23 protein-coding genes are annotated in these 23,116 nt (G+C 66.2%); 11 read left to right on the top strand and 12 right to left on the bottom strand.

Going from position 1 to position 23,116, the window contains the following annotated elements:
* Positions 1-35 precede the first annotated feature (35 nt).
* The 3 genes from nrfD to MHZ91_RS12910 form a co-directional block, all read right to left on the bottom strand.
* Positions 36-1,070, bottom strand: a complete 1,035-nt coding sequence (gene nrfD, locus MHZ91_RS12920) for an NrfD/PsrC family molybdoenzyme membrane anchor subunit (RefSeq protein WP_239213949.1) — start codon at positions 1,068-1,070, stop codon at positions 36-38.
* Between the two features lie 19 nt (positions 1,071-1,089).
* Positions 1,090-1,863, bottom strand: a complete 774-nt coding sequence (gene dsrO, locus MHZ91_RS12915; RefSeq protein ID WP_175124114.1) for a sulfate reduction electron transfer complex DsrMKJOP subunit DsrO — start codon at positions 1,861-1,863, stop codon at positions 1,090-1,092.
* Positions 1,864-2,048: 185 nt separating this feature from the next.
* Positions 2,049-2,597, bottom strand: coding sequence for a DNA-deoxyinosine glycosylase (locus MHZ91_RS12910; protein ID WP_255809542.1), 549 nt, complete (start codon positions 2,595-2,597; stop codon positions 2,049-2,051).
* Between the two features lie 171 nt (positions 2,598-2,768).
* Between MHZ91_RS12910 and MHZ91_RS12905 the strand changes: the two genes are divergently transcribed.
* Positions 2,769-3,632, top strand: coding sequence for a pirin family protein (locus MHZ91_RS12905; protein WP_239213948.1), 864 nt, complete (start codon positions 2,769-2,771; stop codon positions 3,630-3,632).
* Positions 3,633-3,821: 189 nt separating this feature from the next.
* Complete coding sequence (locus tag MHZ91_RS12900) at positions 3,822-4,796, top strand: hypothetical protein (protein WP_239213946.1); 975 nt, start codon at positions 3,822-3,824, stop codon at positions 4,794-4,796.
* Between the two features lie 178 nt (positions 4,797-4,974).
* Here MHZ91_RS12900 and MHZ91_RS12895 read toward each other — a convergent pair whose 3' ends face one another.
* Positions 4,975-5,358, bottom strand: coding sequence for a cytochrome c (locus tag MHZ91_RS12895; RefSeq protein WP_239213944.1), 384 nt, complete (start codon positions 5,356-5,358; stop codon positions 4,975-4,977).
* 407 nt (positions 5,359-5,765) lie between these two features.
* Between MHZ91_RS12895 and MHZ91_RS12890 the strand changes: the two genes are divergently transcribed.
* On the top strand, positions 5,766-6,122 hold the full coding sequence (locus MHZ91_RS12890) for a hypothetical protein (protein WP_239213941.1): 357 nt from the start codon (positions 5,766-5,768) through the stop codon (positions 6,120-6,122).
* Here MHZ91_RS12890 and MHZ91_RS12885 read toward each other — a convergent pair.
* Entirely contained in the window at positions 6,061-7,305 is a 1,245-nt protein-coding gene (locus tag MHZ91_RS12885; RefSeq protein ID WP_239213938.1) for a GGDEF domain-containing protein, read from the bottom strand. The two genes, MHZ91_RS12890 and MHZ91_RS12885, sit on opposite strands and share 62 nt — an antisense overlap.
* Before the next feature lie 325 nt (positions 7,306-7,630).
* Here MHZ91_RS12885 and MHZ91_RS12880 point away from each other — a divergent pair, with 325 nt between their 5' ends.
* Positions 7,631-8,149, top strand: a complete 519-nt coding sequence (locus MHZ91_RS12880; protein WP_239213935.1) for an O-acetyl-ADP-ribose deacetylase — start codon at positions 7,631-7,633, stop codon at positions 8,147-8,149.
* 90 nt (positions 8,150-8,239) lie between these two features.
* Here the strand turns inward: MHZ91_RS12880 and MHZ91_RS12875 are convergent, their stop codons facing one another.
* A complete protein-coding gene (locus tag MHZ91_RS12875) occupies positions 8,240-8,869 on the bottom strand; it encodes a class I SAM-dependent methyltransferase (protein ID WP_239213971.1) in 630 nt (209 codons plus the stop codon).
* A 50-nt stretch (positions 8,870-8,919) separates the two neighbouring features.
* On the bottom strand, positions 8,920-9,825 hold the full coding sequence (locus MHZ91_RS12870; protein WP_239213932.1) for a LysR family transcriptional regulator: 906 nt from the start codon (positions 9,823-9,825) through the stop codon (positions 8,920-8,922).
* A 108-nt stretch (positions 9,826-9,933) separates the two neighbouring features.
* Here MHZ91_RS12870 and MHZ91_RS12865 point away from each other — a divergent pair, with 108 nt between their 5' ends.
* On the top strand, positions 9,934-10,812 hold the full coding sequence (locus tag MHZ91_RS12865; RefSeq protein ID WP_239213929.1) for an aldo/keto reductase family oxidoreductase: 879 nt from the start codon (positions 9,934-9,936) through the stop codon (positions 10,810-10,812).
* 117 nt (positions 10,813-10,929) lie between these two features.
* On the opposite strand, the gene MHZ91_RS12860 is transcribed toward MHZ91_RS12865, so the two are convergent.
* Together MHZ91_RS12860 and MHZ91_RS12855 are read right to left on the bottom strand one after the other, a co-directional pair.
* Positions 10,930-12,786 carry a phosphoenolpyruvate carboxykinase (GTP) gene (locus MHZ91_RS12860; protein WP_175124104.1) on the bottom strand — a complete coding sequence of 619 codons (1,857 nt, stop codon included), beginning with the start codon at positions 12,784-12,786 and terminating at the stop codon, positions 10,930-10,932.
* A gap of 141 nt (positions 12,787-12,927) precedes the next feature.
* Positions 12,928-14,565 carry an acyl-CoA synthetase gene (locus MHZ91_RS12855; protein ID WP_239213926.1) on the bottom strand — a complete coding sequence of 546 codons (1,638 nt, stop codon included), beginning with the start codon at positions 14,563-14,565 and terminating at the stop codon, positions 12,928-12,930.
* A gap of 154 nt (positions 14,566-14,719) precedes the next feature.
* Between MHZ91_RS12855 and MHZ91_RS12850 the strand changes: the two genes are divergently transcribed.
* Positions 14,720-15,451 carry a TetR/AcrR family transcriptional regulator gene (locus MHZ91_RS12850; protein ID WP_239213923.1) on the top strand — a complete coding sequence of 244 codons (732 nt, stop codon included), beginning with the start codon at positions 14,720-14,722 and terminating at the stop codon, positions 15,449-15,451.
* Here the strand turns inward: MHZ91_RS12850 and MHZ91_RS12845 are convergent.
* A complete protein-coding gene (locus MHZ91_RS12845) occupies positions 15,415-16,326 on the bottom strand; it encodes an SDR family oxidoreductase (protein WP_239213921.1) in 912 nt (303 codons plus the stop codon). The genes MHZ91_RS12850 and MHZ91_RS12845 overlap by 37 nt on opposite strands.
* A 140-nt stretch (positions 16,327-16,466) precedes the next feature.
* On the opposite strand from MHZ91_RS12845, the gene MHZ91_RS12840 reads away from it, so the two are divergent.
* From MHZ91_RS12840 to MHZ91_RS12820, 5 genes are all read left to right on the top strand, one after another.
* A complete protein-coding gene (locus MHZ91_RS12840; protein WP_239213918.1) occupies positions 16,467-17,261 on the top strand; it encodes an enoyl-CoA hydratase/isomerase family protein in 795 nt (264 codons plus the stop codon).
* A 62-nt stretch (positions 17,262-17,323) separates the two neighbouring features.
* Entirely contained in the window at positions 17,324-18,601 is a 1,278-nt protein-coding gene (locus MHZ91_RS12835) for a Zn-dependent hydrolase (protein ID WP_239213915.1), read from the top strand.
* Positions 18,602-18,609: 8 nt separating this feature from the next.
* On the top strand, positions 18,610-18,945 hold the full coding sequence (locus MHZ91_RS12830; RefSeq protein WP_175124098.1) for a co-chaperone YbbN: 336 nt from the start codon (positions 18,610-18,612) through the stop codon (positions 18,943-18,945).
* Between the two features lie 2 nt (positions 18,946-18,947).
* Positions 18,948-19,913 (top strand): DMT family transporter, encoded by a 966-nt coding sequence (locus MHZ91_RS12825; RefSeq protein WP_239213968.1) that lies wholly within the window; start codon positions 18,948-18,950, stop codon positions 19,911-19,913.
* Positions 19,914-20,015: 102 nt separating this feature from the next.
* Positions 20,016-21,368 (top strand): carotenoid oxygenase family protein, encoded by a 1,353-nt coding sequence (locus tag MHZ91_RS12820; RefSeq protein WP_239213913.1) that lies wholly within the window; start codon positions 20,016-20,018, stop codon positions 21,366-21,368.
* Positions 21,369-21,414: 46 nt separating this feature from the next.
* Here MHZ91_RS12820 and MHZ91_RS12815 read toward each other — a convergent pair whose 3' ends face one another.
* On the bottom strand, positions 21,415-22,299 hold the full coding sequence (locus MHZ91_RS12815; RefSeq protein WP_239213912.1) for a DMT family transporter: 885 nt from the start codon (positions 22,297-22,299) through the stop codon (positions 21,415-21,417).
* On the bottom strand, positions 22,290-23,042 hold the full coding sequence (locus MHZ91_RS12810; RefSeq protein ID WP_239213910.1) for a GNAT family N-acetyltransferase: 753 nt from the start codon (positions 23,040-23,042) through the stop codon (positions 22,290-22,292). The genes MHZ91_RS12815 and MHZ91_RS12810 overlap by 10 nt, the downstream gene beginning before the upstream one ends.
* Positions 23,043-23,116 lie beyond the last annotated feature (74 nt).

Raw genomic sequence — 23,116 nt, 5'->3', positions numbered from 1 at the left:
GCTTTCTTATCCATGTGCTTATCGTCTCGGCGCGCTCAGGCGGCCACGGCGCGTGCGCGCGCGGGGAAGATGTCCAGGGCCCAGGTGACGGCGGTGATCAGCGCCACGCACAGCCCCAACACGCCCACCATGCCGAGCAGCCCGTCGCTGCCCCACGGCATGTCGTACAGGTAGAGTCCTGCGCCGTACTTGGGCACGCCCTGCACGCTCATGAAAACCACCCAGCGGAAGATCCACGCCGCGCCCAGCATCGTCAGCGCCAACGCGGCCGACGGCAGCGGCGCCGCCAGCGTGCGCGCCGGCCGTTGCAACAGCCCGACGATGCAGAAGGCCGTGATCACGGCGCCCGCCAGGCTCAGGCGCCAGATCGGAAAGCCTGCGAACAGCCGCAGCGCCGCCTCGAAGGACGGATCCAGTCCCAGCAGGCCCAGCAGCACCCACGCCCCCGCGCCCAGCGCCATCATCACGACGGCGGTCACGCTCAGCCGGCGCAACATCTCCACCGGCAACGCGCGCAATCCGCCGGGCAGCCAGCGGCCCACCAGGAACATTGCACCCAACGCGCCCAGCCAGGCGGTCAGCGCAAAGTTCACCGGCAGGAACACGGTGTGCCATAACGGCCGCGAACGCAGCACCATTACCTCGGCCCCGGTGTAGACCAGGATGGACAGCGCCGACAGCGCCAGGGCCGCCGCCACCACCCGCAGCCACCCGATCCGCCCCCACCACCACGCCGCGCAGAACAGCAGCGCCAGCGTCACGAAGACCGGCAGCAGCAACGCCCCCAGCCACATCCACGACCATGGCGTGATGTGCGCATAGAAGTGCCAGAAACGGCCGGGCTGATGCAGGTCGGCCAGCAACGACACCGGCGCGGCGATGGCGCTGACCAGCAGCACCGTCACCGCGGCCGGCAGCAAGCGGCGCGGGGCGGAATCCGCCCGCCCGAACGTCGCAAAGGCGGCGGTCAGCGCGGTGGTCGCGCTGATGCCGATCAGAAAGAAATACTGCACGGCCCAGGGCAACCAGGCCGCGTCGTATACCGGCGTGAGCAATTCAGAAATTCGCATGAGAGTCTCCCCTTCCGTGTCAGTGACCGCCCGCCAGGCGCACGCCGGCCTGGCCGTCGACCTGATGCACGAACGCATCGGGCAGGCCGATGTAAAAGACGTGGGGATCGGTCTTCATCTCGGGCTTGAGCACCTTGATGTCGGCCTTGTGTTCGGCCAGCAGCCGGGATATCGCGCTGTCCGGATCGTTCATGTCGCCGATCACGCGCGCGCCGCCCACACAGCTTTCCACGCAGGCCGGCAGCAGTCCGGCTTCCAGCCGGTGCTCGCAGAACGTGCATTTGTCCGCAGTCTGGGTCTCGTGATTGATGAAGCGGGCGTCATAGGGACAGGCCTGCACGCAATAGCCGCAACCCACGCAGCGCGCGTTGTCGACCAGCACGATGCCGTCCTCGCGCTGGAACGTGGCCTGCACCGGGCAGACCGGCACACAGGGCGGCTTGTCGCAGTGGTTGCACAGGCGCGGCAGCATCACCATCGAACAGGGGCCGCCGGTGTCGGGCGTGACTTCGTACTGCAGGACGGTGGTGCGGAACTGTCCGATGGGCGGTACGTTTTCCAGCGAACAGCTCACCGTACAGGACTGGCAGCCGATGCACTTGCGCATGTCGACGACCATGCCGTAGCGCTTGCCGGCCATGCCAGGCCGGCGCGGCGGTTGGCCATTAAGACCCGGCGCGGCCTCGGCGTGGATGGGAATGACCGAGGCGGCGGCGCCCAGGCCTAGGAGCCCTTTCAGGAAACCGCGTTTGCCCGGGAGCGGCGTTTCCGGGGGGCTATGGGGGGTGTGCATCGTTAAACTCCGAAACGTTTAAGTGTTACGGAAATTAACTTATCACCTGTAGTTATATAGAGCCTTGATATCTGTCAATTGGGGGACGGAGTCGAGGCGGCGGTTGGGGGTTGCGCAGGCGCGGCTTGCGAAAGGGCTGCGCAGCGAATAGTCGGGGTTATGCCGCCTGACCGTGGCTTGCTGATTCAGCGCGTCGGGAATTTCAATGCCGGCGCCCACGCCGTCAGTTTCTGCTCGAAACTGGCCGCCGCGTGGGCGGGACTCGTCGAGGGCAGCTCGTAAATGTCGAGCCCGGGCGCCTGCAACGTCGGCAGCACATGCCGCCGGAACATTGCCGCGGCCTTCGCACCGTTGAAGCAGATGCGCCCGATGGACGGGTGAAGGCTCAAAAATGCCTGGAAATCGTTCGGCACCAGCGTATCGCCCCGGATGTCGGCATCCAGACTGCCCGGCCGTTCACAGGCCTGCAACACATCCCACAGCGCCACGCCGTTAGCCTGCAACGCACGCAAGCGCTCGTCGTAGGCCACGCCCGGATCAAACCCGAAGATCCGCGCTGCCAGGGGCCAGAACGCATTGCGCGGATGCGCGTAGTACTGCACCTGCCGCAGCGAGGCCACGCCGGGCATGGAGCCCAGCACCAGCACGCGCGCACCCTCCCCCACGACCGGGGCAAATCCCGTCACCACCGTCTCGCACCGCGCCGCCGCGGTTTCGTCCCTGATCTTGTCCATGCCCGGAAGGATACCTGCCCGGCGCGGGCGTGGCCTGCCGCCGCGCGATGATCGTTCGCCGCATGGAACAGTGCTTATCAGCCACGGGCACTACCGATATCGGCATTCCGCCCTTATCTTCTTGCCTATGACGAACGGCCCCGAAGGGGCCGCGCAACAGGAAACCTCACCATGAAGAAGATCCTCGGCGTGCACGCCAGCCCCCGTCCCCACTGGGTGGGCGACGGATTTCCGGTGCGCTCCATGTTCTCGTACAACGACAAGGGCCGCGACACCAGCCCGTTTCTGCTGCTGGACTACGCCGGCCCCGCCGAATTCGGCCCGGCCAACCAGCCCCGCGGCGTCGGCCAGCACCCGCATCGCGGCTTCGAAACCGTGACCATCGTCTACAGCGGCGAAGTCGAACACCGCGACTCCACCGGCAACGGCGGCGTCATCGGCCCCGGCGACGTCCAGTGGATGACGGCGGCTTCCGGCATCCTGCACGAGGAATTCCATTCCCACGCCTTCACCCGCACGGGCGGAAAACTGGAAATGGTGCAGCTCTGGGTCAACCTGCCGGCCAAGGACAAGAAGGCGCCGGCCGGTTATCAGGGGATTCTCAATGCGGACATCCCGGTCGTGGCGCTGCCGGATGACTCGGGTTCGCTGCGCGTGATCGCGGGCAGCTACGGAGGCCAGACGGGTCCGGCGCGGACTTTCACGCCGATGGATGTCTGGGATGTGAAGCTGGCCGCGGGTAAGACGGCGACCTTCCCGATTCCGGCGGGCCGCAACAGCATGCTCGTCATGCTGCGCGGCACGGTGCTGGTCAACGGCGAAGCTGTCGCGCGGGATGCGCAACTGACGCTCTTCTCGAAAGAGGGGGAAGACATCACGGTCGAAGCGAATAACGACGCCGTGTTCCTGATCCTGAGCGGCGAGCCGATCGATGAGCCGGTCGTTGGCTACGGGCCCTTCGTGATGAACTCGCAAGCGGAAATCGTGGAGGCGATCCAGGACTTCAACGCTGGGAAGTACGGGCAGATGCATTGAGGCGAACGCTCCGCCAGTGACCCCGCGCCCGCATGCCAGTTACCGGCATGCGGGCGCGGTCGCGTTTGGGGACCATGCAGATCATGAGGCGGCGCATCGCGGCGCGGTATGTCGTTCTGCGGCAGCGCCGTGCTATGGTCGATCCCTAATTCTTCCGCCGCTGTCTCTGGCCACTTCCGCACAACGTCGATGACCGCTCCCGCCCGCTCCCCCTGCTCTCTCGCTTTGCGCCTGGCATTGACAGTCGTCATCGTGCGCGTGGCCTACGCCGCGCTGCTGCAAGGCTACACGTTGATCGGATTGCCCGAATCCGCGCAACTGCGCGAGACGTTCAGCCTTCCGCAGTACCTGGTGCCATTTTTGGCAAACATCGCGGCCTCTTCCATTTTTGTCGGCTTGACCGTATGGAGCGCCACGCATCGCTGGCTGCGGCAGCAAAATACGCACGCTGTGAACGCGCCGGGAAAGCTTTTCGGCATCGTCATCATCTTGACGCTGGTGTTCTCGCTGGCCGTGTCGGCCCTCATGATCTATCTGCAAAGCGTGCTGGTCCTGTACGCCGCGCAACACGCTGGCACGGCCAACAAATTCTTGACGCTAGGCCTGTTCCTCGGTGCCCTGGCCGTTGCCTTGGAAGTCCTGGGCGCATATCTCGCCGTGCGCATCGCCGCGCGAACCGTGCAGCCTGCGGACCAAGCCGGTGGTCCAGCGTATGAACAACGCCACGCGGCCTGGAATGCCGGTTTGATGATCCTGGGCTGGCAACTGAGCGTGTGCATCGCCATGGGCAGCTACCTGAACGCGCAATCGCTCACCGTCGGCTGGCTGCAATACGCGCTCGGCTTCCTGATCCTGCCAGTTCTGCTTCTGGCGCTGTGCACCGTCGTCTGCCTGAGGATTCTGCCGCACCCGATCGGTGACGCGCGCCAAGGACGGGCAGTCGTCCTCGGTACGCTGGCGTTCTGGCTGGCACAGGTGCTGGGGGTTGGACTGGGCTTTCTGGCGATTCGGGCGATGACGTGGGACCAACTGATACGCGCCGCGGATTCCAATGTGGTGGCGGTGGTGATGCTCGTGGTTTATGCGGTGCTCTTGGTGCTGGGATGCAAGGTTGGGAAAATGACGCTTTATGGCGCTTCAAGAAGGCTAGTACCGGCTGGCTAAGCGCATTGGGCGAAAAATGCCGAAGTCGCTCAGTTTTGCCAGTACTCTAGTCTGAAAAGAAACGGCCTAAAAATCCATCGATGGCGGGAAAAGACCGGGATGACGATCGCGCATGTCCGCGAGCCGCCGCTGGTGACGGGCGGCTTCCACCCGTAGCAGTCAAACGGGCAACACATCATCACCGGCTCTTGGAAATCACATCGCTCATGTACTTGTTCAAATCTCGAAAATCCTGAACGGTCCAGGAGTGCGGTGCCAGCTTTACGCCGTTCTCCTTCAAAGTTCTCGGAATCAGGTCTCCGTTCGGACGAAGTATTACCGAAGAGACGATGACTCCCGGATAATCATTGAGTCGCTTTTTGAATGCAGCAGTCGTGAGGTCAGGCGTGGGAGGAGTGCTTTTCTTGGCCAACGGCCCCGTGCCTTTGATATCTGCACCGTGGCACATCGCGCATCTCTGCGTATAGAGATTCTTGCCGTTGATGTTCTGTGCGACGGATGATGTTGGTTGAGTCACCACCAACACTCCCAGCGCGGCGATGAGAAATTTTTTCGACTTCATTCGGTCCTATCGTTTCAAGAAGCCTGGTGGGGCGCCGAGTATAGACTCGTATGTACGGAATGGCTCGTCTTGGCCGATAGCCGACGTCGGATGGTATGCGAATGTCCGGATTCACATCCTTGCCCACGCTCCATCCCCAGCAGCGCCAGCACAAAGAGTCCGATCGTAGGCGGCCGCGCCCGCGGCGCCGCTGCCCGGGCAACGGCCGTGGCCGGGGTGGCTGGCGAGCGTGGGCAACTGCAAGCAAGGCACAGGGCTGCGACACGGCGAGGTCAACAGCCCTTGTGCACTGCGTTATCAGCCATAATCGGTTCAACCTCGCCCCGCGCGAAGGCAGGAGTTCCGCTTTCGCCCCCACATGAACCGGTAGCGGGTGGGCCGTAGCGTACTCAGTGCGGAGTATCTCGATGATGACACCGGAAACGCCAGACGAGGATTTGGTACGGCCCCGCAGCCACAGGTCACGCGACCTGCCCCAGGGCTTTCGGGCTGGATTGATTACGGCCATCACCGTATTTCTGGGCTTTTCGCTGGGTTTCCTGCGTTTCTGGGGCTTCGACGCGCCGGGCGATTGGAGCGTGTTATCCGTGCTGCCGGGCGTGTTCTTATTGGTCGCGATCCTGCTGCAGATCATTGCGCTTTGCCGCGCCTTGCGTTTGGAAGATGAAGCCGAGGATGAATACCGGAAAACCGTGCGATGGTTTATCTCGTCCGCGATACTGCTGTTGCTGGGTCTGACAGCGGCATTGTGGGAGGCGGCGTAACTCCGGCAATCGCCCTTTCGCCGTCACTACCGCCCACTTCCACCCGATTCCGCCCCCGAGCCTTCCCCCGATAAAGCGCCCCATCCGCCTCCCGGAGCGCCTCCTCCAAACCATCCGCTCCATGAAAGCGCGCTGACACGCCAATCGTGACCGTGCAGCGCAGCGGCTCATCGCCGCCGGTGACATGGATTGCCTGGCTTTCGATGCTGGCGCGCAGCCGTTCCGCAAGAACCATCACATCCGCCACTTCCGATTCAAGAAGCACGGCGACGAACTCCTCTCCGCCGGTGCGGCCGGTCAGATCTCCTCGCCGTACGCCGGCACGGAGCAGCCCCGCCACATGGCAGATCACCTCATCGCCCGCTTGATGGCCGTAGCTGTCATTGATCCGTTTGAAATGGTCGACGTCCACCATCAGCAAATAGGCGGGGACCGCATTACGGCCGTTGAAATACTGGGTCAGTGCGTCTGACAATCCCCTGCGATTGAGCAGATCCGTCATCGGATCGCGCGCCGCCATATTGCGCAAACTATCCGTCAGCCGGCGCAGCACGAGCCAGACAATGGAAGGCGGCACGATGGTGGCAAGCGTCGACATATAGATGTAGAAAATCATCTGAAACCGGCTGTCCATATGCAGCGCGTCCAGGCCGCCCTCCGTGATCTTCAGGAACTTCAGCGCGTTCAGCACACAGATTCCGCCGATCAGGCACGCGAAGAAGATCATCTCTGCGCGCAAGTCCTTGGCGAAGGTGCGCGTGCCGCACAGCACCGTAACGGTCATGGCGAAGAAGAGAAGCGTCGCCGACGCGGCCAGCATGGCGTATCGGGCTTCCGATCCGAGCTGCCATTGCACCAGCCACTGCAATAACCCATACACCAGGCAAAACACCGCCAGCGGCAACCACAGGCGCACCTGGCGTCCGAAGAATCGCATGGCGCCAAGCAGGTACGCGATTGGCGCGGCCAGGGTCAGGCAGTGATTGACGACGCTCATCAGGCTCCAGGCGGGACCGCCTTCGACCAGTTGCAGGATGTAGGCCGCCGCGAGCAGCAGATTGCCGACGGCGAAGACGTCCATCCCCATCCTGTTTTCTGGCAGGCGACGGCTGATAAGCAGGAACATGCCGGAAAAGCACAGCAGGTGTGCGCACAGCATGCCAACGAGCGTGGAGGCAACCATGAAAGGGACGTCGAGAGGGAAAGCGGATTTCCTGCGCCGGCGCCACTGGGCGGTGGTCAGCGATGGACACCCAGCGACCTGCGTGGGCGGCGCTCATTGTAGTCGGCGGGTATTGATCCCAGGAATTCGGCCGAGGGCGCCTGGAAATGGCGATAAAGTAGCCATCAAACACGCTCGGAATCGGCGATAAAGCAGCCGTCAGACACGCTCGGAATTGGCGATAAAGTGGCCGTCCGACACGTCGATGCGGCAGATGAGCCGGCGGTTGACCAGTTGAATGACGCGGGGATAATGCCGCTGCATTCCCGTCACGAGGAGAATTCAAATGCCCACCACACTGCGAGCCATCCGCTCAGACATCACCAAGCTTCAGGTGGACGCCATCGTCAATGCCGCCAATTCCTCATTGCTGGGCGGCGGCGGCGTGGATGGCGCGATTCATCGTGCCGCGGGACCTGATCTGGTGCATGAGTGCCGGCTGCTGGGCGGATGCCAGACGGGCGATGCGAAGGTGACCGGCGGATATCGGCTGCCCGCGCGCTTCATCATTCACACGGTGGGCCCGGTTTGGCGCGGGGGGAATAACCGGGAGCCGGCACTCCTGGCAAGCTGCTATCAACGCTGCATTGCGCTGGCGGAGGAAAAAGGCGTAGCTTCGATTGCGTTCCCCAGCATCAGTACCGGCATCTATGGCTATCCCATTGATTTGGCGGCGCAGATTGCGGTCGATACCGTTCGTGTAAGCCTGTCGAGGGATTCGTCAATTCAAGAGGTCATCTTCTGCTGCTTTTCGGACGCTGACCTGAGTCACTACGAGCGAGTGTTGAACCGGCCACCTGAATGACGCGACGCGAGGAGGCGGCCGCTCTGCCGTCTGCCCCCGGTTGCCTGGCCACGGGATCGCCGCTCATCGACCCCTTTCAGCTCCGCCCCGCTAATCCCGCCGGCGCCACACACTAGCCAGCCACGGCTGCTGCTCGCGCGGCAGTCCGTCGGGCCGGTAGTAATGCTCTAGCTCGTCGAATCCGGCGGCCTCCATCAGCGCACGCCAGCCGTCGAGATCGTGGTACGCCCCGTAGCGCCCGCGATTCCAGCCTTCCTGGTTGCCGCCCCGGGGATTGGAACTGAACAGCACGCCGCCTGGCCGCAGCGTTGCCCGCAGTTCCTTGAGCACGCGCGGCAGTTCCTGCCCCGGCACGTGAAAAAGCACGGCGTTGGCGAAGATGCCGTCAAAGCGCGCCGCGGGCAGTTGGAGCCGCAGGAAGTCCTGCTCCCAGACCTCGCACCCGCTTGCCGCACGCGCCATTTCCACGAAACGCGGCGTGCCGTCCAGGCCCACGGGCCGGTGTCCCATCGCGAGGAAGGTCTTCAGGTCGCGCCCCGGTCCGCATCCCAGATCCAGGATGTCATAGGGCGGCTGGCCGTCAATGTGCCGCAGCAAGGCGGCGATGTTCTGGCTGACGTCGTGGTCCCGCGTGCCGGCCTGGAAGGAATCTGCGTTCTCTTCGTAATGGGCGAGCGTCAGGGACGTGATCTTGGCGAGGTCTTCGGGATCCAGGTGCATCAGGCGATTGTGCATCAAACGGCGCGGGGCGGCGAGGCGGTGCGCGCCGCTCAACGAAACGGCCGCGCCTTGATGAAGTCGATCAGCGCCTTCAGCGGCGACGGCACCAGGCGGCGTCCCGAGTAGTACAGAAATGGCCCCGAAAACTGCGGCCACCACGGCTCCAGCACGGGCTCCAGCGCCCCGCTTTCAAAGTGCGGCCGCAGCCAGTCTTCGAACAGATACATGACGCCCGCCCCCGCGATGGCGACGTCGACGGCAAGATCGACCGCGCCGCCAATCTGCACGACCAACGGTCCGGACGCATCGATACGCACGGTCTCTCCGCCCCGCTCAAAATCCCACGCAGGCATCGCCCCGCTGGGAAAGCGGCCGCGCAGGCAGGCGTGCTGCATCAGGTCTTCGGGATGCGCGGGCCGCCCGCGCCGGTTCAGGTAGTCGGGCGAGGCGCCGGCTGCAAAGCGCTGCACGCGCGGGCCGATGGGCACGGCGATCATATCCTGCTCCAGCCGGTCGTCGTAGCGGATGCCTGCGTCGCAGCCGGCAGCCAGCACGTCGACAAAGCTTTCCTCGGCAACGACCTCCAGTCGGATATCGGGATAGGCCGCCAGAAAGCCGGGGACGATGGACGGCAGCACCAGCTTGGCGGCGCTGAGCGGCACGTTGAGCCGCAAGGTGCCCGCCGGCTTGTCGCGGAACCCGTTGACGGCGTCCAGCGCCGCCTCGACCTCGGTCAGCGCGGGCGCCAGCCGGGCCAGCAATTCCTGGCCGGCCTGGGTCAGCGCCACGGAGCGCGTCGTTCGGTTGAAAAGCCGCACGCCAAGCTGCGCCTCCAGGCGGCGCACGGTGTCGCTCAGGCGCGACGCGCTGGTGCCCGCCGTCCGGGCCGCTTCGCGGAATCCTCGCGCGCGCGCGACGGCGACGAAGGCATGGAGGTGATCGAGGTCAGTCGCCATTGTGCATTTTTCCGTACAAGCCGTGCGGATTGTATTGGCTTATCAGCCAGTGGCGAAAGCTCTATCGTTTGCCCATCCCCACTCCTTCACTGAAACAAGGAACCCGACATGACCCAACTCGCAGACAGCGGCACCTACTCCCTCGGCGCACGCCAGGTCTATCGGCTTGGCTATGGCGCCATGCAGCTCGCCGGCCCGGGCGTCTTTGGTCCGCCGAAGGACCGTGATGCCGCGCTTGCCGTGCTGCGCGACGCGGTTGCCGCCGGTGTGAACCACATCGACACCAGCGATTTCTACGGCCCGCACATCACCAACCAACTGATCCGGGAAGCGCTGGCCCCCTATTCCGACGATCTGGTGACCGTGACGAAGGTGGGCGCGGTGCGCGGCGACGATGCCTCGTGGAATCCCGCGTTCTCTGCCGAGCAGTTGACCCGGGCGGTGCACGACAACCTGCGCAACCTGGGCCGCGACGTGCTGGACGTGGTAAACCTGCGCGCCATGTTCGACGTCCATGGCCCGGCGGAGGGGTCCATCGAAGCGCCGCTGTCCGTGCTGGCCGGCCTGCAGCAACAAGGGCTGATCCGCCACATCGGGTTGAGCAACGTGACTGCCACGCAGGTGAAAGAAGGCCGCGGCATCTGCGACATCGTCTGCGTGCAGAACCAGTACAACGTCGCCCACCGGGCCGACGATGCCCTGATCGACGACCTGGCCCGCGAAGGGATCGCCTACGTACCGTTCTTTCCGCTGGGCGGGTTCAGCCCGTTGCAGTCGTCCATCCTGAACGACGCGGCTGCGCGGATCGGCGCCACGCCGATGCAGACGGCGCTGGCGTGGCTGCTGCGCCGCTCGCCGAACATCCTGCTGATTCCCGGCACGTCTTCGCAGAAACATCTGAAGGAAAACCTGGCCGCGGCGTCGCTGCAGTTGCCGGACGACGTGGCCAAGGCGCTGGACGGCATCGCGGCGAGCCAAACGGTTTAAGCCCGGCCTGGCAACCCTGAACACCGAGCGGACGCGCCTGCGGATTCCGCGGCCGGCAATAAAAAACCGCCTGCGTAAACGCAGGCGGGTTCGATCAACCGGTAACCATCAATGGCATCAAGCCGCCAGACGGCCCTCGATCTCGGTCTTGGTGGTGCGCAGTTCGTCGGGCAGGCCTTGCGACAGCTGACCGAAGAGCTCATGGTGCAGCGCCAGTTCCTCGCGCCAGGCGTTCTCGTCGACCGACATGACCTGCTCGAACTTGTCCGGGCTGAATTCCAGGCCGGTCCAGTCGATGTCCTGGTAGCTGGGGGACACGCCAAACACCTGATCCACGCCCTTGGACTGGCCGTCGATGCGGCCCAGCATCCAGCGCAGCACGCGCATGTTGTCGCCAAAGCCGGGCCAGACGAACTTGCCGTCCGGACCCTTGCGGAACCAGTTCACGCAGTAGATGCGCGGCAGGGTCGCGCCGGCGGCTTCGAGCTGCTTGCCCAGCTTCAACCAGTGGCCGAAGTAGTCGCTCATGTTGTAGCCGCAGAACGGCAGCATGGCGAACGGGTCGCGGCGCACCACGCCTTGCTGGCCAGCGGCCGCGGCGGTGGTTTCCGAGCCCATCGTGGCGGCCATGTAGACGCCTTCGACCCAGTTGCGCGCTTCGGTGACGAGCGGCACGGTGGTGGAGCGGCGGCCGCCGAAGATGAAGGCGTCGATGACCACGCCCTTGGGGTTTTCCCATTCGGGGTCGATGGACGGGCACTGCGCGGCCGGCGCGGTGAAGCGCGCGTTCGGGTGCGCGGCCTTGCGGCCGGTTTCGCGCGCGATTTCAGGCGTCCAGTCCTTGCCCTGCCAGTCCACCAGATGTGCCGGCGGCGTGCTGGTCATGCCCTCCCACCAGACGTCGCCGTCGTCGGTCAGCGCGACGTTGGTGAAGATGACGTTGGCCTTGAGCGTGGCCATGGCGTTGAAGTTGGTCTGCTCGCTGGTGCCCGGGGCCACGCCGAAATAGCCGGCTTCGGGGTTGATGGCGTGCAGGCGGCCGTCGGGGCCGGGCTTGATCCAGGCGATGTCGTCGCCGATGGTGGTGACCTTCCAGCCGTCCATGCCTTGCGGCGGGATCAGCATGGCAAAGTTGGTCTTGCCGCATGCCGACGGGAAGGCGGCGGCGACGTGGTACTTGCGGCCCTTGGGCGAGGTAACGCCCAGGATCAGCATGTGTTCGGCCAGCCAGCCCTGGTCGCGACCCATGGTGGACGCGATGCGCAGCGCGAAGCACTTCTTGCCCAGCAGCGCGTTGCCGCCGTAACCCGAGCCGTAGCTCCAGATTTCGCGGGTCTTGGGGAAGTGGACGATGTACTTGGTGGGGTTGCAGGGCCAGGCCACGTCGGCTTCGCCTTCGGCCAGCGGCTTGCCGACCGAGTGCAGGCACGGCACGAAGTCGCCGTCGGTGCCCAGCACGTCATAGACCTGCTTGCCCATGCGCGTCATGATGCGCATGTTCACGGCCACGTACGGGCTGTCGGACAGTTCGACGCCGATGTGGGCGATGTCCGACCCCAGCGGGCCCATCGAGAACGGCACCACGTACAGCGTGCGGCCGCGCATGGCGCCATCGAACAGACCGTTGAGCGTGTCGCGCATTTCAGCGGGATCGGCCCAGTTGTTGGTGGGGCCGGCGTCTTCGGCGCGGTCGGAACAGATGAAGGTGCGGTCTTCAACCCGGGCCACGTCGGACGGATCGGACCACGCGAGATAGGAATTGGGGCGCTTGGCGGGGTTGAGCCGGCGCATGGTGCCGGCCTGCACCATCTGCTCGCACAGGCGGTCGTACTCTTCCTGCGAGCCGTCGCACCACACCACGCGATCAGGCTTGGCCAGCGCGACGAAACTGGCGACCCAGTCGATCAGTCCGCGATGCTTGACGTACGCGGGCACGTTCAAGGCTGCCAATCCCCCGTCCAAAGGCTTATTCATTGGGGCTATCTCCATACTTTGGCTAAAGGTGATACGGCCCCAATTGAGAGGGGCCGTATCCAGTTTGCGCAATCATACTTGCAGCGCCGGGCAGCCAGTCAACCCATCCACATGGGCGAGATTGTCACCGGGTGAGTCCGCTTATGCGGGGTATCCGGCACGCAACTCCCTGCGAATGATCTTGCCGGTCGCGGTCGTGGGCAAACTGGTTACAAAGCGGATCGCGCGCGGATATTCGTGGGCGGCCAGCCGGGTGCGGACGTGCGCCTGCAGCGCCTTGACCAGCGCTTCGTCGCCCACCACACCCTCGTTCAGCACCACGAACGCCACCACGATTTCCGTACGCTCAGCATCCGGCATGCCCACCACCGCCGCCATGCGCACCGCGGGGTGACCGATGAGGCAGTCTTCGATGGGTCCCGGGCCGATCCGGTAGCCGGCGCTGGTGATGACGTCGTCGTTGCGGCCCACGAAGCGGATGAAGCCTTCCGGATCGCGCACGCCGATGTCGCCGGTCAGGAGGTAATCGCCGGCAAATTTTTCCGCCGTTGCCTCCGTGTTTTTCCAGTACCCCAGGAACATGACGGGATCCGGGCGCAGTACGCCGATGTTGCCCTCCTGTCCATCGGCCACTTCGGCCCCCCTGTCATCCACAATAGCGACCTGATGCCCGGGCGCGGCGCGGCCGATGGCGCCGATGCAGGGGTCGAACAGCGACGAGCACGAGGACACGATCATGTTGCATTCGGTCTGGCCGTAGAACTCGTTGATGGTCACGCCCAGCACGCGGCGGCCCCAGTCGATGAGTTCGGCCCCAAGCGATTCGCCGCCGCTGGCCACCGAGCGCAGCGCGCGCGGCCCGGCGTGGTCCGGCCAGTCGCAGCCGCGCATCATCTTCAGCGCGGTCGGCGGCAGGAAGGTGTGCGTCACGCCGTGGCGCGCCATCAGTTCCAGCGCCGAGGCGCCATCGAATTTTTCGAACCGCCGCGCCAGCACCGGCACACCGTGGTGCCACGACGGCAACAGCACGTCCAGCAGCCCGCCGATCCAGGCCCAGTCAGCGGGCGTCCACATCAGCACGGCGTTCTCGGGAAAGAACTCGTGCGACATCTCCACGCCTGGCAGATGGCCGAGCAGCACGCGGTGCGCATGCAGCGCGCCCTTGGGCTTGCCGGTGGTGCCCGAGGTGTAGATGATGACGGCCGGGTCGTCGGCGGCGGTCTCGACCGGGTCGAAGGCGTCGGATTCGAGCGCCAGGCTTTGGTGGAACGGCAGCGCGCCTACCGTAACCCCCGCGGCCCCCGCGTCCCCATCGATGCAATAAATCACTTTCAGGTCGGGCAGGCTGTCGCGGATTTCCAGCAGCTTGCGACAGCCTTCCGCGTCCGTGACGAGGGCCGACGCCCCGCTGTTGGCCAGCCGGAACTGGATGGCGTCCACGCCAAACAGCGTGAACAGCGGCACCGCCACCGCGCCCATCTTGTAAGCGGCGACGTGGGCGATGGCGGTTTCGGGCGCCTGCGGCAGGTAGATGGCGATGCGGTCGCCGCGCCGGATGCCATAGCGAGCCAGGCTGTTGGCGAACTGGTTGGACTGCGCCTTGATCTGATCGAACGTATAGCGCGTCTGCGCCCCGTCGCTCTTTTCATAGATCAGGGCCAGCCGGCCGCTGCCGTCGGCCCATTTGTCGCACACGTCGACGCCGATGTTGTAGGACGCGGGCACCTGCCACTGGAATGCGGACACGACTTGCGCGTAGGAATCTGCTCTGTGCAGCATGGTTGTCTCTTGATCGTTATGGTTGTTGCCATGAAAGGCCCGCTGCGGCGGCGGGTTGCCCCCCGCCTTGCCACGAAGTTGACCGTCGCTCAATAATAGGCCCTCGCGCGGACGGCCAGACAGGCCGCCCGCCCCTTTTTCGCCTGTAGCCTGCATGGAAAAAAGCCCAGCCGTCCCGATGCGCCGCCCGCCGGCCAGCGCCAAGTCCGAACAACGCATCCGCGACATCCTGCGGGTCGCGCGCCAGGTGTTCTCCGAAGCGGGCTTTCACGCGGCCACCACCACCGAGATCGCGCAGCGGCTGGGCGTCTCGGAAGCCACCGTCTTCACCTACTTCGGCGGCAAGCGCGAACTCTGCGTGCGCGTCATCAGCGACTGGTACGACGAAATCATCGCGCGGGTGGAGGACCACCTGCCGCATATCCACGGGGCGCGCGCCCAGTTGCATTACCTGGTCCACACGCATCTGCGCCATCTGCTGGCCGAAGGTCCGGGCCTGTGCGCCTTCATACTTTCCGAAGGCCGCGCGCGCAACGACGACTTCGGCGACATCTACGCCGACCTGCAGCGCCGCTACACCGCGCCGCTGATGCGCATCCTGGCGCAAGGCCAGGCCGACGGCGACATCCGCCAGGACATGCCGCTGCGGTTGCTGCGCTCGGCGGTGTACGGGCCGATGGAGCATGTGCTGTGGGACGCGATGCGGCGCGGCGCGGAGGTCAATGTCGATGTGGCCGCCACGGCCGACCAGCTGGTCGGTTTTCTGTGGCAGGCCCTGCAGCCGCCGCGCCAGGACGCCCTGGCGCTGGCGCAATTCCGGGGCGAAGTCCAGAACGCGCTGCATCGGCTTCAGTCTTCCGAAAACAGAGACGGCGGCACGTACTGAGGAAAGCCGTTGTAGGTCTCGCCGCGCTCGGCCGGCTGCAGGTTCCATGAATGGCGCGCGTTCGGCACGCCGCCGTCCACCCGGATCACGGTGCCATTGATGAACGCGGCCGCGGGCGACAGCAGAAAGACCACGGCGGCGGCCAGTTCGGCTTCGGTGCCAAAGCGCTGTAGCGGCACCTTGGTTTTCAGCTCGCGCAGCACGCCGCGGTAGTGCTCGTCGTAGCTGTCCATGCCGCTGGATGCAATCCAGCCCGGCGCCACGGCGTTGACGCGCACGCCGGCATACGCCCATTCGCAGGCGGCGGTCTCCGTCAGGTTCCACACCCCCGCGCGCGCCGCGCCCGAATGTCCCATGCCCGGCATGCCGCCCCAGATGTCGGCCAGCATGTTGACGATGGTGCCGCCGTGCTGGCGCATGTGCTGCGTATAGACCTCGCGCGACACAAGAAAGGTGCCGTGCAGATTGTTCTGCACGACGGCGTTCCAGCCATTGAGGCTGATGCGGTCCAACGGCGCGGGAAACTGGCCGCCTGCGCAATTGAAAACGCCGTTGATGCGGCCGTGCGCGGTCAGCGCGTCGGTGACGGCGCCGCGTACGCCGGCTTCGTCCCGGATGTCGCAGGGGTGCTGACTGATCCGATCGGCGGCCTCGGGATAGACGCGGACGATTTCCTCGGCCGCCGTGCGCAGTTTGTCCGGGTTGCGTCCGACCAGCGCCAAGCGCGCGCCGAGTGCCGCCAGCTCATGCGCGGTGCAACGGCCCAAGCCGCTGCCGCCGCCGGTGACCATGACCGTCTTGCCGTCAAACAATCCTGGCCGGAATACCGATGCGTAACGCTGATCGGCGGCGCCACTCCCCGCAGGCTGATTCATGTCTGTCTCCGAAAAATTTTTGTTGAGGATAACTCAATCCACCGAAAACAATCATCGCAACGCCGCGCTTTTGCCCATAGAATCAACCGAATCGATCGGAACACCTATTGAGCCATCATCAACAACACCGGAGACCGCGCATGACGCTGACCGAACCGCTGGACCTGACCATAGAAGGCCCCCTCGCCCGCCTGACGCTGAACCGGCCGGACATGCGCAACGCGTTCGACGAGACGCTGATCGCCGCGCTGACCGCCGCGATCCAGACTGCGGTCGATGATCCCCAGGTGCGGGTCCTGCTGCTGACGGGCGCGGGCAAGGCATTTTGCGCCGGCGGCGACCTGAACTGGATGCGCAAAATGGGCACGCTGACCGATGCGGACAACCGCAAGGACGCCACGCGGCTGGCGGACATGCTGCACGCGGTCTGGACCTGCCCGAAACCCATCGTCGCCTGCGTGAACGGCGACGCCTACGCGGGCGGGCTGGGGCTGGTGGCCGCGTGCGACATCGCGGTTGCGGCAGACAGCGCGCACTTCTGCCTGTCCGAAACCCGCCTGGGCCTGCTGCCCGCCACCATCAGCCCCTACGTGATCCGCGCCCTGGGCGAGCGCGCGTCCAACCGCTATTTCCTGACCGCCGAACGTTTCGACGCCGCGACCGCGCTGCGGCTGGGGCTGGTGCACGAGGTCGTCCCGGCGGCCCAGGCGCTTGAGGCCGCCGAAGCGCTCTGCCGCACACTGTGCGCAAATGGTCCGGGCGCCGTGCAGGCCAGCAAGCGGCTGGTGCGCGACTTTGCCGGCCGGCCGCTGGACGCCACCCTGATCGCCGACTCGGTCGAACGCATTGCGGCTATCCGTAGCACCGAGGAAGCGCGCGAGGGCGTGACGGCCTTTCTGGAAAAACGTGAACCGTCCTGGCGCGGCACGACGTAAGCGGCGGACAAGGACGCCGCGCCATTGATGCCATAATCCAGGGCGGATCTTCTGGAAGTCTCATGCCGCAAGCCACACCGCCCGCTTTTCCCCCGCTGAACGCCGAACGCCTTTGGTCGCGCGTCAACACTCTGTCCAAATTCACCCTGCCCGACGTCCCCTGGACGCGCCGCGCTTTTTCGCCGCTGTTCGATGACGCGCGCGCCTGGCTGCGTAGCGAGTTCGAAGCCGCGAGCCTGACCACGCGCCTGGACGCGGGCGGCAATCTGGTCGGCACGCGAAAGGGGCGCGATGCCTCGCGCAAACCGATTTCCACCGGCTCGCACTGCGACACCGTCATGGCCGGCGGCCGCTTCGACGGCATCATCGGCGTACTGGCCGGCATCGAAGTCGCGCACACGATGCAGGAACACGGCATCACGCTCGACCATCCTTTCGAAGTCATCGACTTCCTGTCCGAAGAACCCAGCGACTACGGCATTTCCTGTGTCGGCAGCCGCGCGCTGTGCGGCCAGCTCAGCGCCGACATGCTGGACGCGCGCAATCCGCAGGGCGAGACGCTGGCGCAGGGTATTGCCCGCATCGGCGGCGACCCGTCCGCACTCAACGCCCCGCTGCGCCGCGCGGGCGAAACCGCCGCCTTCGTCGAACTGCACATCGAACAAGGCCCCGTGCTGGAAAGCCGCCAGTTGCCGATCGGCGTCGTCACCAACATCGTCGGCATCCGCCGCGTGCAGATCGTGGTCGAGGGCCAACCTGACCACGCGGGCACCACGCCCATGGACATCCGGCGCGACGCGCTGGTGGGCGCGGCCCGCATCATCGACGCCGCCAACCGGCAGGCCAGCGCGGCCAGCGGCAATCCGCATTACGTCGTCGCCACCGTCGGCCGGCTGACCATGACGCCCAATGCGGCCAACGCGGTGCCGGGCCGGGTCGAGATGACGCTGGAAATGCGCAGCGACAGCAACGCCGTGCTGGACGCCTTTCCCGAAACCCTGATGGCGGGCGTGGCCGACGACCTGAAGGCGCTGCGCCTGACCGCCGGCTTCACGCAGCTCAGCCGCGCGCAGCCCACGGACTGTTCGCCGCTGGTCATGGACGCGGTCAAGGCGGCCGCCGACCAGCTTGGCTACGCGTCGATGCGGCTGCCCAGCGGCGCCGGCCACGACGCCGTGTACATGGCCCCCACCGGCCCCATCGGCATGATCTTCATCCCCTGCCTGAACGGCCGCAGCCACTGCCCCGAAGAATGGATCGAACCCGCGCAACTGCTGGACGGCACGCGCGTGCTGTACCAGTCGGTGCTGGAACTGGACCGCGTGCTGCGCGGCGCTTGAGACACACGATGGAACAGATAGAACTCAACGACAGCACCGCCGACCGCTTTCTGCTGGACGCGCGCGGCCTGTCCCTCATCGTCTTTCACAGCCGCACCTGCGGCACCTGCCGCGTGGCGCGGGAGCAGCTTCCGGGCGTGGAACTGCCGGTCGAGCGCATCTGCTGGATCGACGCCGGCGACAACCGCGGCCTGGTCGAGCGCTACGAGGTCTTCCACCTGCCCGCCATGTTCGTCGCCCGCGACGGCGCCTTTTATGGCCCGGTGCAAGCCTCGCTGGCCGAATGGGACCTGCGCCAGCAGATCGGCCTGGCGCTGGACAGCTATCCCGCCGAACTGCCGTGAGCATCACCGCCGCCAAGCCGCTGCGCCTGCCGCTGGACACGCTGGCCACCGGCGCCATGCTGGCGCTGTGCGTGTGCTGGGGCTTCCAGCAGATCGCCATCAAGCTGGTTGCGGACGACATCGCGCCCATCATGCAGATCGGGCTGCGCTCCACCTTCGCGGCCCTGGTGCTGGCCGTCGTGGTGTGGCGCGCCGAAGGGCAGCGCGCGTTCACCGACGGCACGTTCCTGCCTGGATTGATCGTGGGGCTGCTGTTTGCGGGCGAATTCCTGTTCGTCGCGCAAGGGCTGGTCTACACCACGGCCTCGCACATGTCGGTGTTCCTGTACACCGCGCCGATCTTCGCGGCGCTGGGCCTGCACTGGCTGCTACCCGAAGAGCGTCTGAAGCCGCTGCAATGGGCGGGCGTCGCGCTGGCCTTCTGCGGTATCGCGGTGGCGTTCCTGGTCAAGGGCGGCCAGCCGTTGGCGCACGACGGCGCGCGCAATATGCTGCTGGGCGACGCGATGGGACTGCTGGCCGGGCTGCTGTGGGGCGCCACGACGGTGGCGATCCGCAAGACGTCGTTGTCCGAAGCCGCCCCGGCCAAGACGCTTTTCTATCAGATGGCCGTGGCCTCGGTAGGCCTGTTGGCCTTTGCAGTCGCCACCGGCCATCATGGCATCCGCTATACCCCGGCCGCCGTGCTCAGCGTCGTGTTCCAGTCGGTCGTCGTCGCGCTGACCAGCTATCTGGCCTGGTTCTGGCTCCTGCGCCGGTATCTGGCGTCCCGCCTGTCGATCCTGTCGTTCATGACGCCACTGTTCGGCGTGAGCTTCGGCGTGCTGATCCTGGATGAACCGCTGGATGCGGGCTTCGTGATCGGCGCGGTGATGGTGCTGGCGGGAATCACGCTGGTCAGCGGGGCCGAAATGGTGCGGGAACGGCTGCGCAAGCGTCAGGCGCGGCGCAATTCCCATCATGGTTAACTCGGCTTTTTCCCGACGGCCCGGGCGGATATAACGGACTTTTGCCGCCCCCGGGCTCGCGGTGTCATCCAGCCCGGTGCGCGGCCTCGGCCTGGAGGTCACATGCAACCCTGGCACAGCGACAACCCCGCCCTGACCCGCGCGTTCGCGCCGGTCTTCGACGAACGCGACGACGCGGACCTGCCCATTGAAGGCGCCCTGCCCCCCGGCCTGTCCGGCGTCTTCATGCGCAACGGCCCCAATCCGCAATTCGAGCCCGGCCCGGGCTATTCCTATCCCTTCGACGGCACGGGCATGATCCACGCGATCTACCTGGACGGCGGCCGCGCGCGCTATCGCAACCGCTGGGTGCTGACTGCCGAACTGCAGGAAGAACGGGACGCCGGCCATCGCATCTACAACCCGACGTTCGGTCCGCCCCCCTACGCGAACCTGGCCAACACCAACGTGTTGCGGCACGCCGGCCGCATCCACGCGCTGTACGAAGGCGGCTGCCCGTACGAACTGGACGACGCACTGGGCACGGTCGGCGCCAACACATTCCAGGGCAAGCTCGCCGGCGCGTTCTCCGCGCACCCCAAGGTCGACCCGCTGACCGGGGAAATGCTGGCGATCAATTACGACCTCATGGCGGGCACGCTTGAATACATGCGGCTGGACAGCACGGGGCGGGTGGACCGCCAGGTCGCATTTGCATCGCCCTGGCCCGCGCTGGTTCACGACATCGGCCTGACCGCCACCGACGTGGTGGCGTTTGTGTGTCCGCTGGTGTTCGACTTCAGCCGCGGACCGGCGGCGCCCGGGTGGGAGCCGCAGCGCGGCACGCAGGTGCTGCTGGTGCCGCGCGACTGCACCGACGCGGCGCAGATCCGGTGGATCGAGGCCGACCCCTTCTTCAATTGGCACGTCGCCAATGCCTACGTGGACGGCAACGTGATCGAGGCGGTGCTGCCCTGGCACGATGGCTACGGGCCCACGTCGCGCAAGCGGCTGGAAATGCACCGGCTGCGCATCGACATGGCCAGCGGACGCGTGGACGACCAGACGCTGGACGACCAGCCCTGCGAGTTCGGCCGGGTCAACGACGCGTGGCTGGGGCGGCTCACACGGTTCTGTTATGCCGGCCTGCGGGATCCGCGTCCGGGCGAAACGCCGCAGCCGGGCGCCTTCGAGGCATTTGCACGCTATGACGTCGAGACGGGTGCGAAGACCGTGTACCGCCTGCCCGCCGGGCAGACCGCGTGCGAACCGGTGTTTGCCGCCGATCCGGCCGGCGCGGGTGAAGCGGACGGCTACCTCCTGAGCTTCGTGCACACGGAAGACGACGCGGGCGGCCGGTTCATCGTGCTGGACGCGCGCGACCTGGCTGCCGGGCCGGTCGCGCAGGTGCGCCTGCCGCGCCGCGTGCCCGCCGGGCTGCACGGATCCTGGATGCCCTCGCCCGCAGCCGCTTAGCCTCGGGTGCGTCGCTGACTTGGGTCAGATGCGCCACTGATCCAGGTCAGGCGCGCCGCTGACCCAGGTTCAACACGATCAGCCCCGCCCCGGCCATCACGAACGCAAACCCCCACCAGTCCGCCGGGGCCGGCCGGTCGCCCACCAGCGCCATCGCGCCCAGCACGCCCACGACCGGCACCATCAGCGTGGTCAGCGCGGCGACGGTTGCGCTGACACGCTCGCTCAGCACGAACCACAGCCAGTACGCGACCGCAGTGCCCAGGATGATGTGAAACGAGAGCGCCCCCGCGACGCTGGCGGTCCAGCCGTGCGTGGGAAAGGATTCGCCGGCGATCAGCGCGCCGGCCAGGGCGCAACCGGCGCCAACGACAAGCTGCCACGCCGTGATGACGATGCGATCGCCCGCGACGGGCCAGCGCTTCAGATACACCGTGCCGGCTGCCCACCCGAACGCGGCCACCAGCGGAAACACCAGCCCCTTGGCGGCGGCCACGTCGTTGCCGCCGAACACCGCCTGCAGCACCGGCCAGGCCAGCACCGCGACGCCGCACGCGCCCAGCAGCAGCGCCAGGCCGCGGCGGCGGTCCAGCCGTTCGCCCAGCACCAGCCACGCCAACAGCGCGGACATCATCGGCATGGTGAAAGTCAGCACTGCCGCGCGCGACGTGCTGGTGCTGAGCTGCGCCCAGGCCACGGCCAGATTGAAGACGGCCACCGCCAGGACGCCGCCCACCGCGATGCCGGGCCACGCGCTGCGTGGCGGCAAGAGCGGCAGCCGCTTGGCGCCCGCCAGCATCAACAGCAGCAGCGCGCCGCTGCCCAGTCCCAGCACGCGCAAGGTGAACGGCGGGAAGATCGACAGAATGATCTTCACCGCCGGCCAGTTCAGGCCCCAGAACAGGGCCAATGCCACCGGGATCAGGCGCACGCCGCGTGGTCTCCCCCAGCGTTGCTACCCCGCTCAGTGGCGATCAGCGATGCCAATCCCTGGCGCTGGTTGCCTTCGGCATCGAAGTTGTCCGGGCTGAGCCAGCGCTCGTACGCGGCGCGCAGCGCGGGCCATTCGCTGTCGATGATCGAGAACCACGCCGTGTCGCGGCTGCGGCCCTTGTAGACCGTGGCCTGCCGGAAGATGCCCTCAAAGCTGAAGCCCAGGCGCAGCGCCGCGGCGCGCGACGGCGCGTTCAGGCTATCGCACTTCCATTCGTAGCGGCGGTAGCCCAGTTCGTCGAAGGCACGGCGCATCAGCAGGTACTGCGCTTCCGTGGCGATGCGCGTGCGCTTGAGCTGACGCGAATAGGACACGAAGCCGACCTCGATGACGCCGTTGGGCGCGTCGATGCGCATCAGCGCCAGCGTGCCGACGGCGCGGCCCGTCGCAAGGTCGATGATGGCGTGGTGCATCGGGTCCGGGCTGGCCTGCGCGGCCTCGGCGAACGTCCGGTAGGCGGCCTCGTCGGCAAACGGCCCGACGCCCATGTACGTCCAGTCGCTATCGTCAGGCGCCTGGCTGAACGCCTGGTACAGATCTGCCGCGTGGCGCTCGGCCGACAGCGGCTCCAGGCGGCAATAGCGGCCCAGCGCGGGGTCGAGGGGCGGGCGCGGACGCGTGGTCCAGCCGGGCAGCGCCGGGCCGATGGGTTGCTGCAAATCGTTGGTGCGGGGTTGCATGCGGACGATGCCTCGGGAATCGGTTCAGGGCGCGCCGCCGACGGTGGGGCGCAACACCCAGGGCCTCACAATAT

Origin of the sequence: Achromobacter sp. ACRQX, assembly GCF_022346505.1 — a bacterium.
GTDB lineage: Bacteria > Pseudomonadota > Gammaproteobacteria > Burkholderiales > Burkholderiaceae_B > Achromobacter > Achromobacter animicus.
Note: the sequence above shows the minus strand (reverse complement) of the source record. Positions and strands in the feature narration are given on the sequence as shown.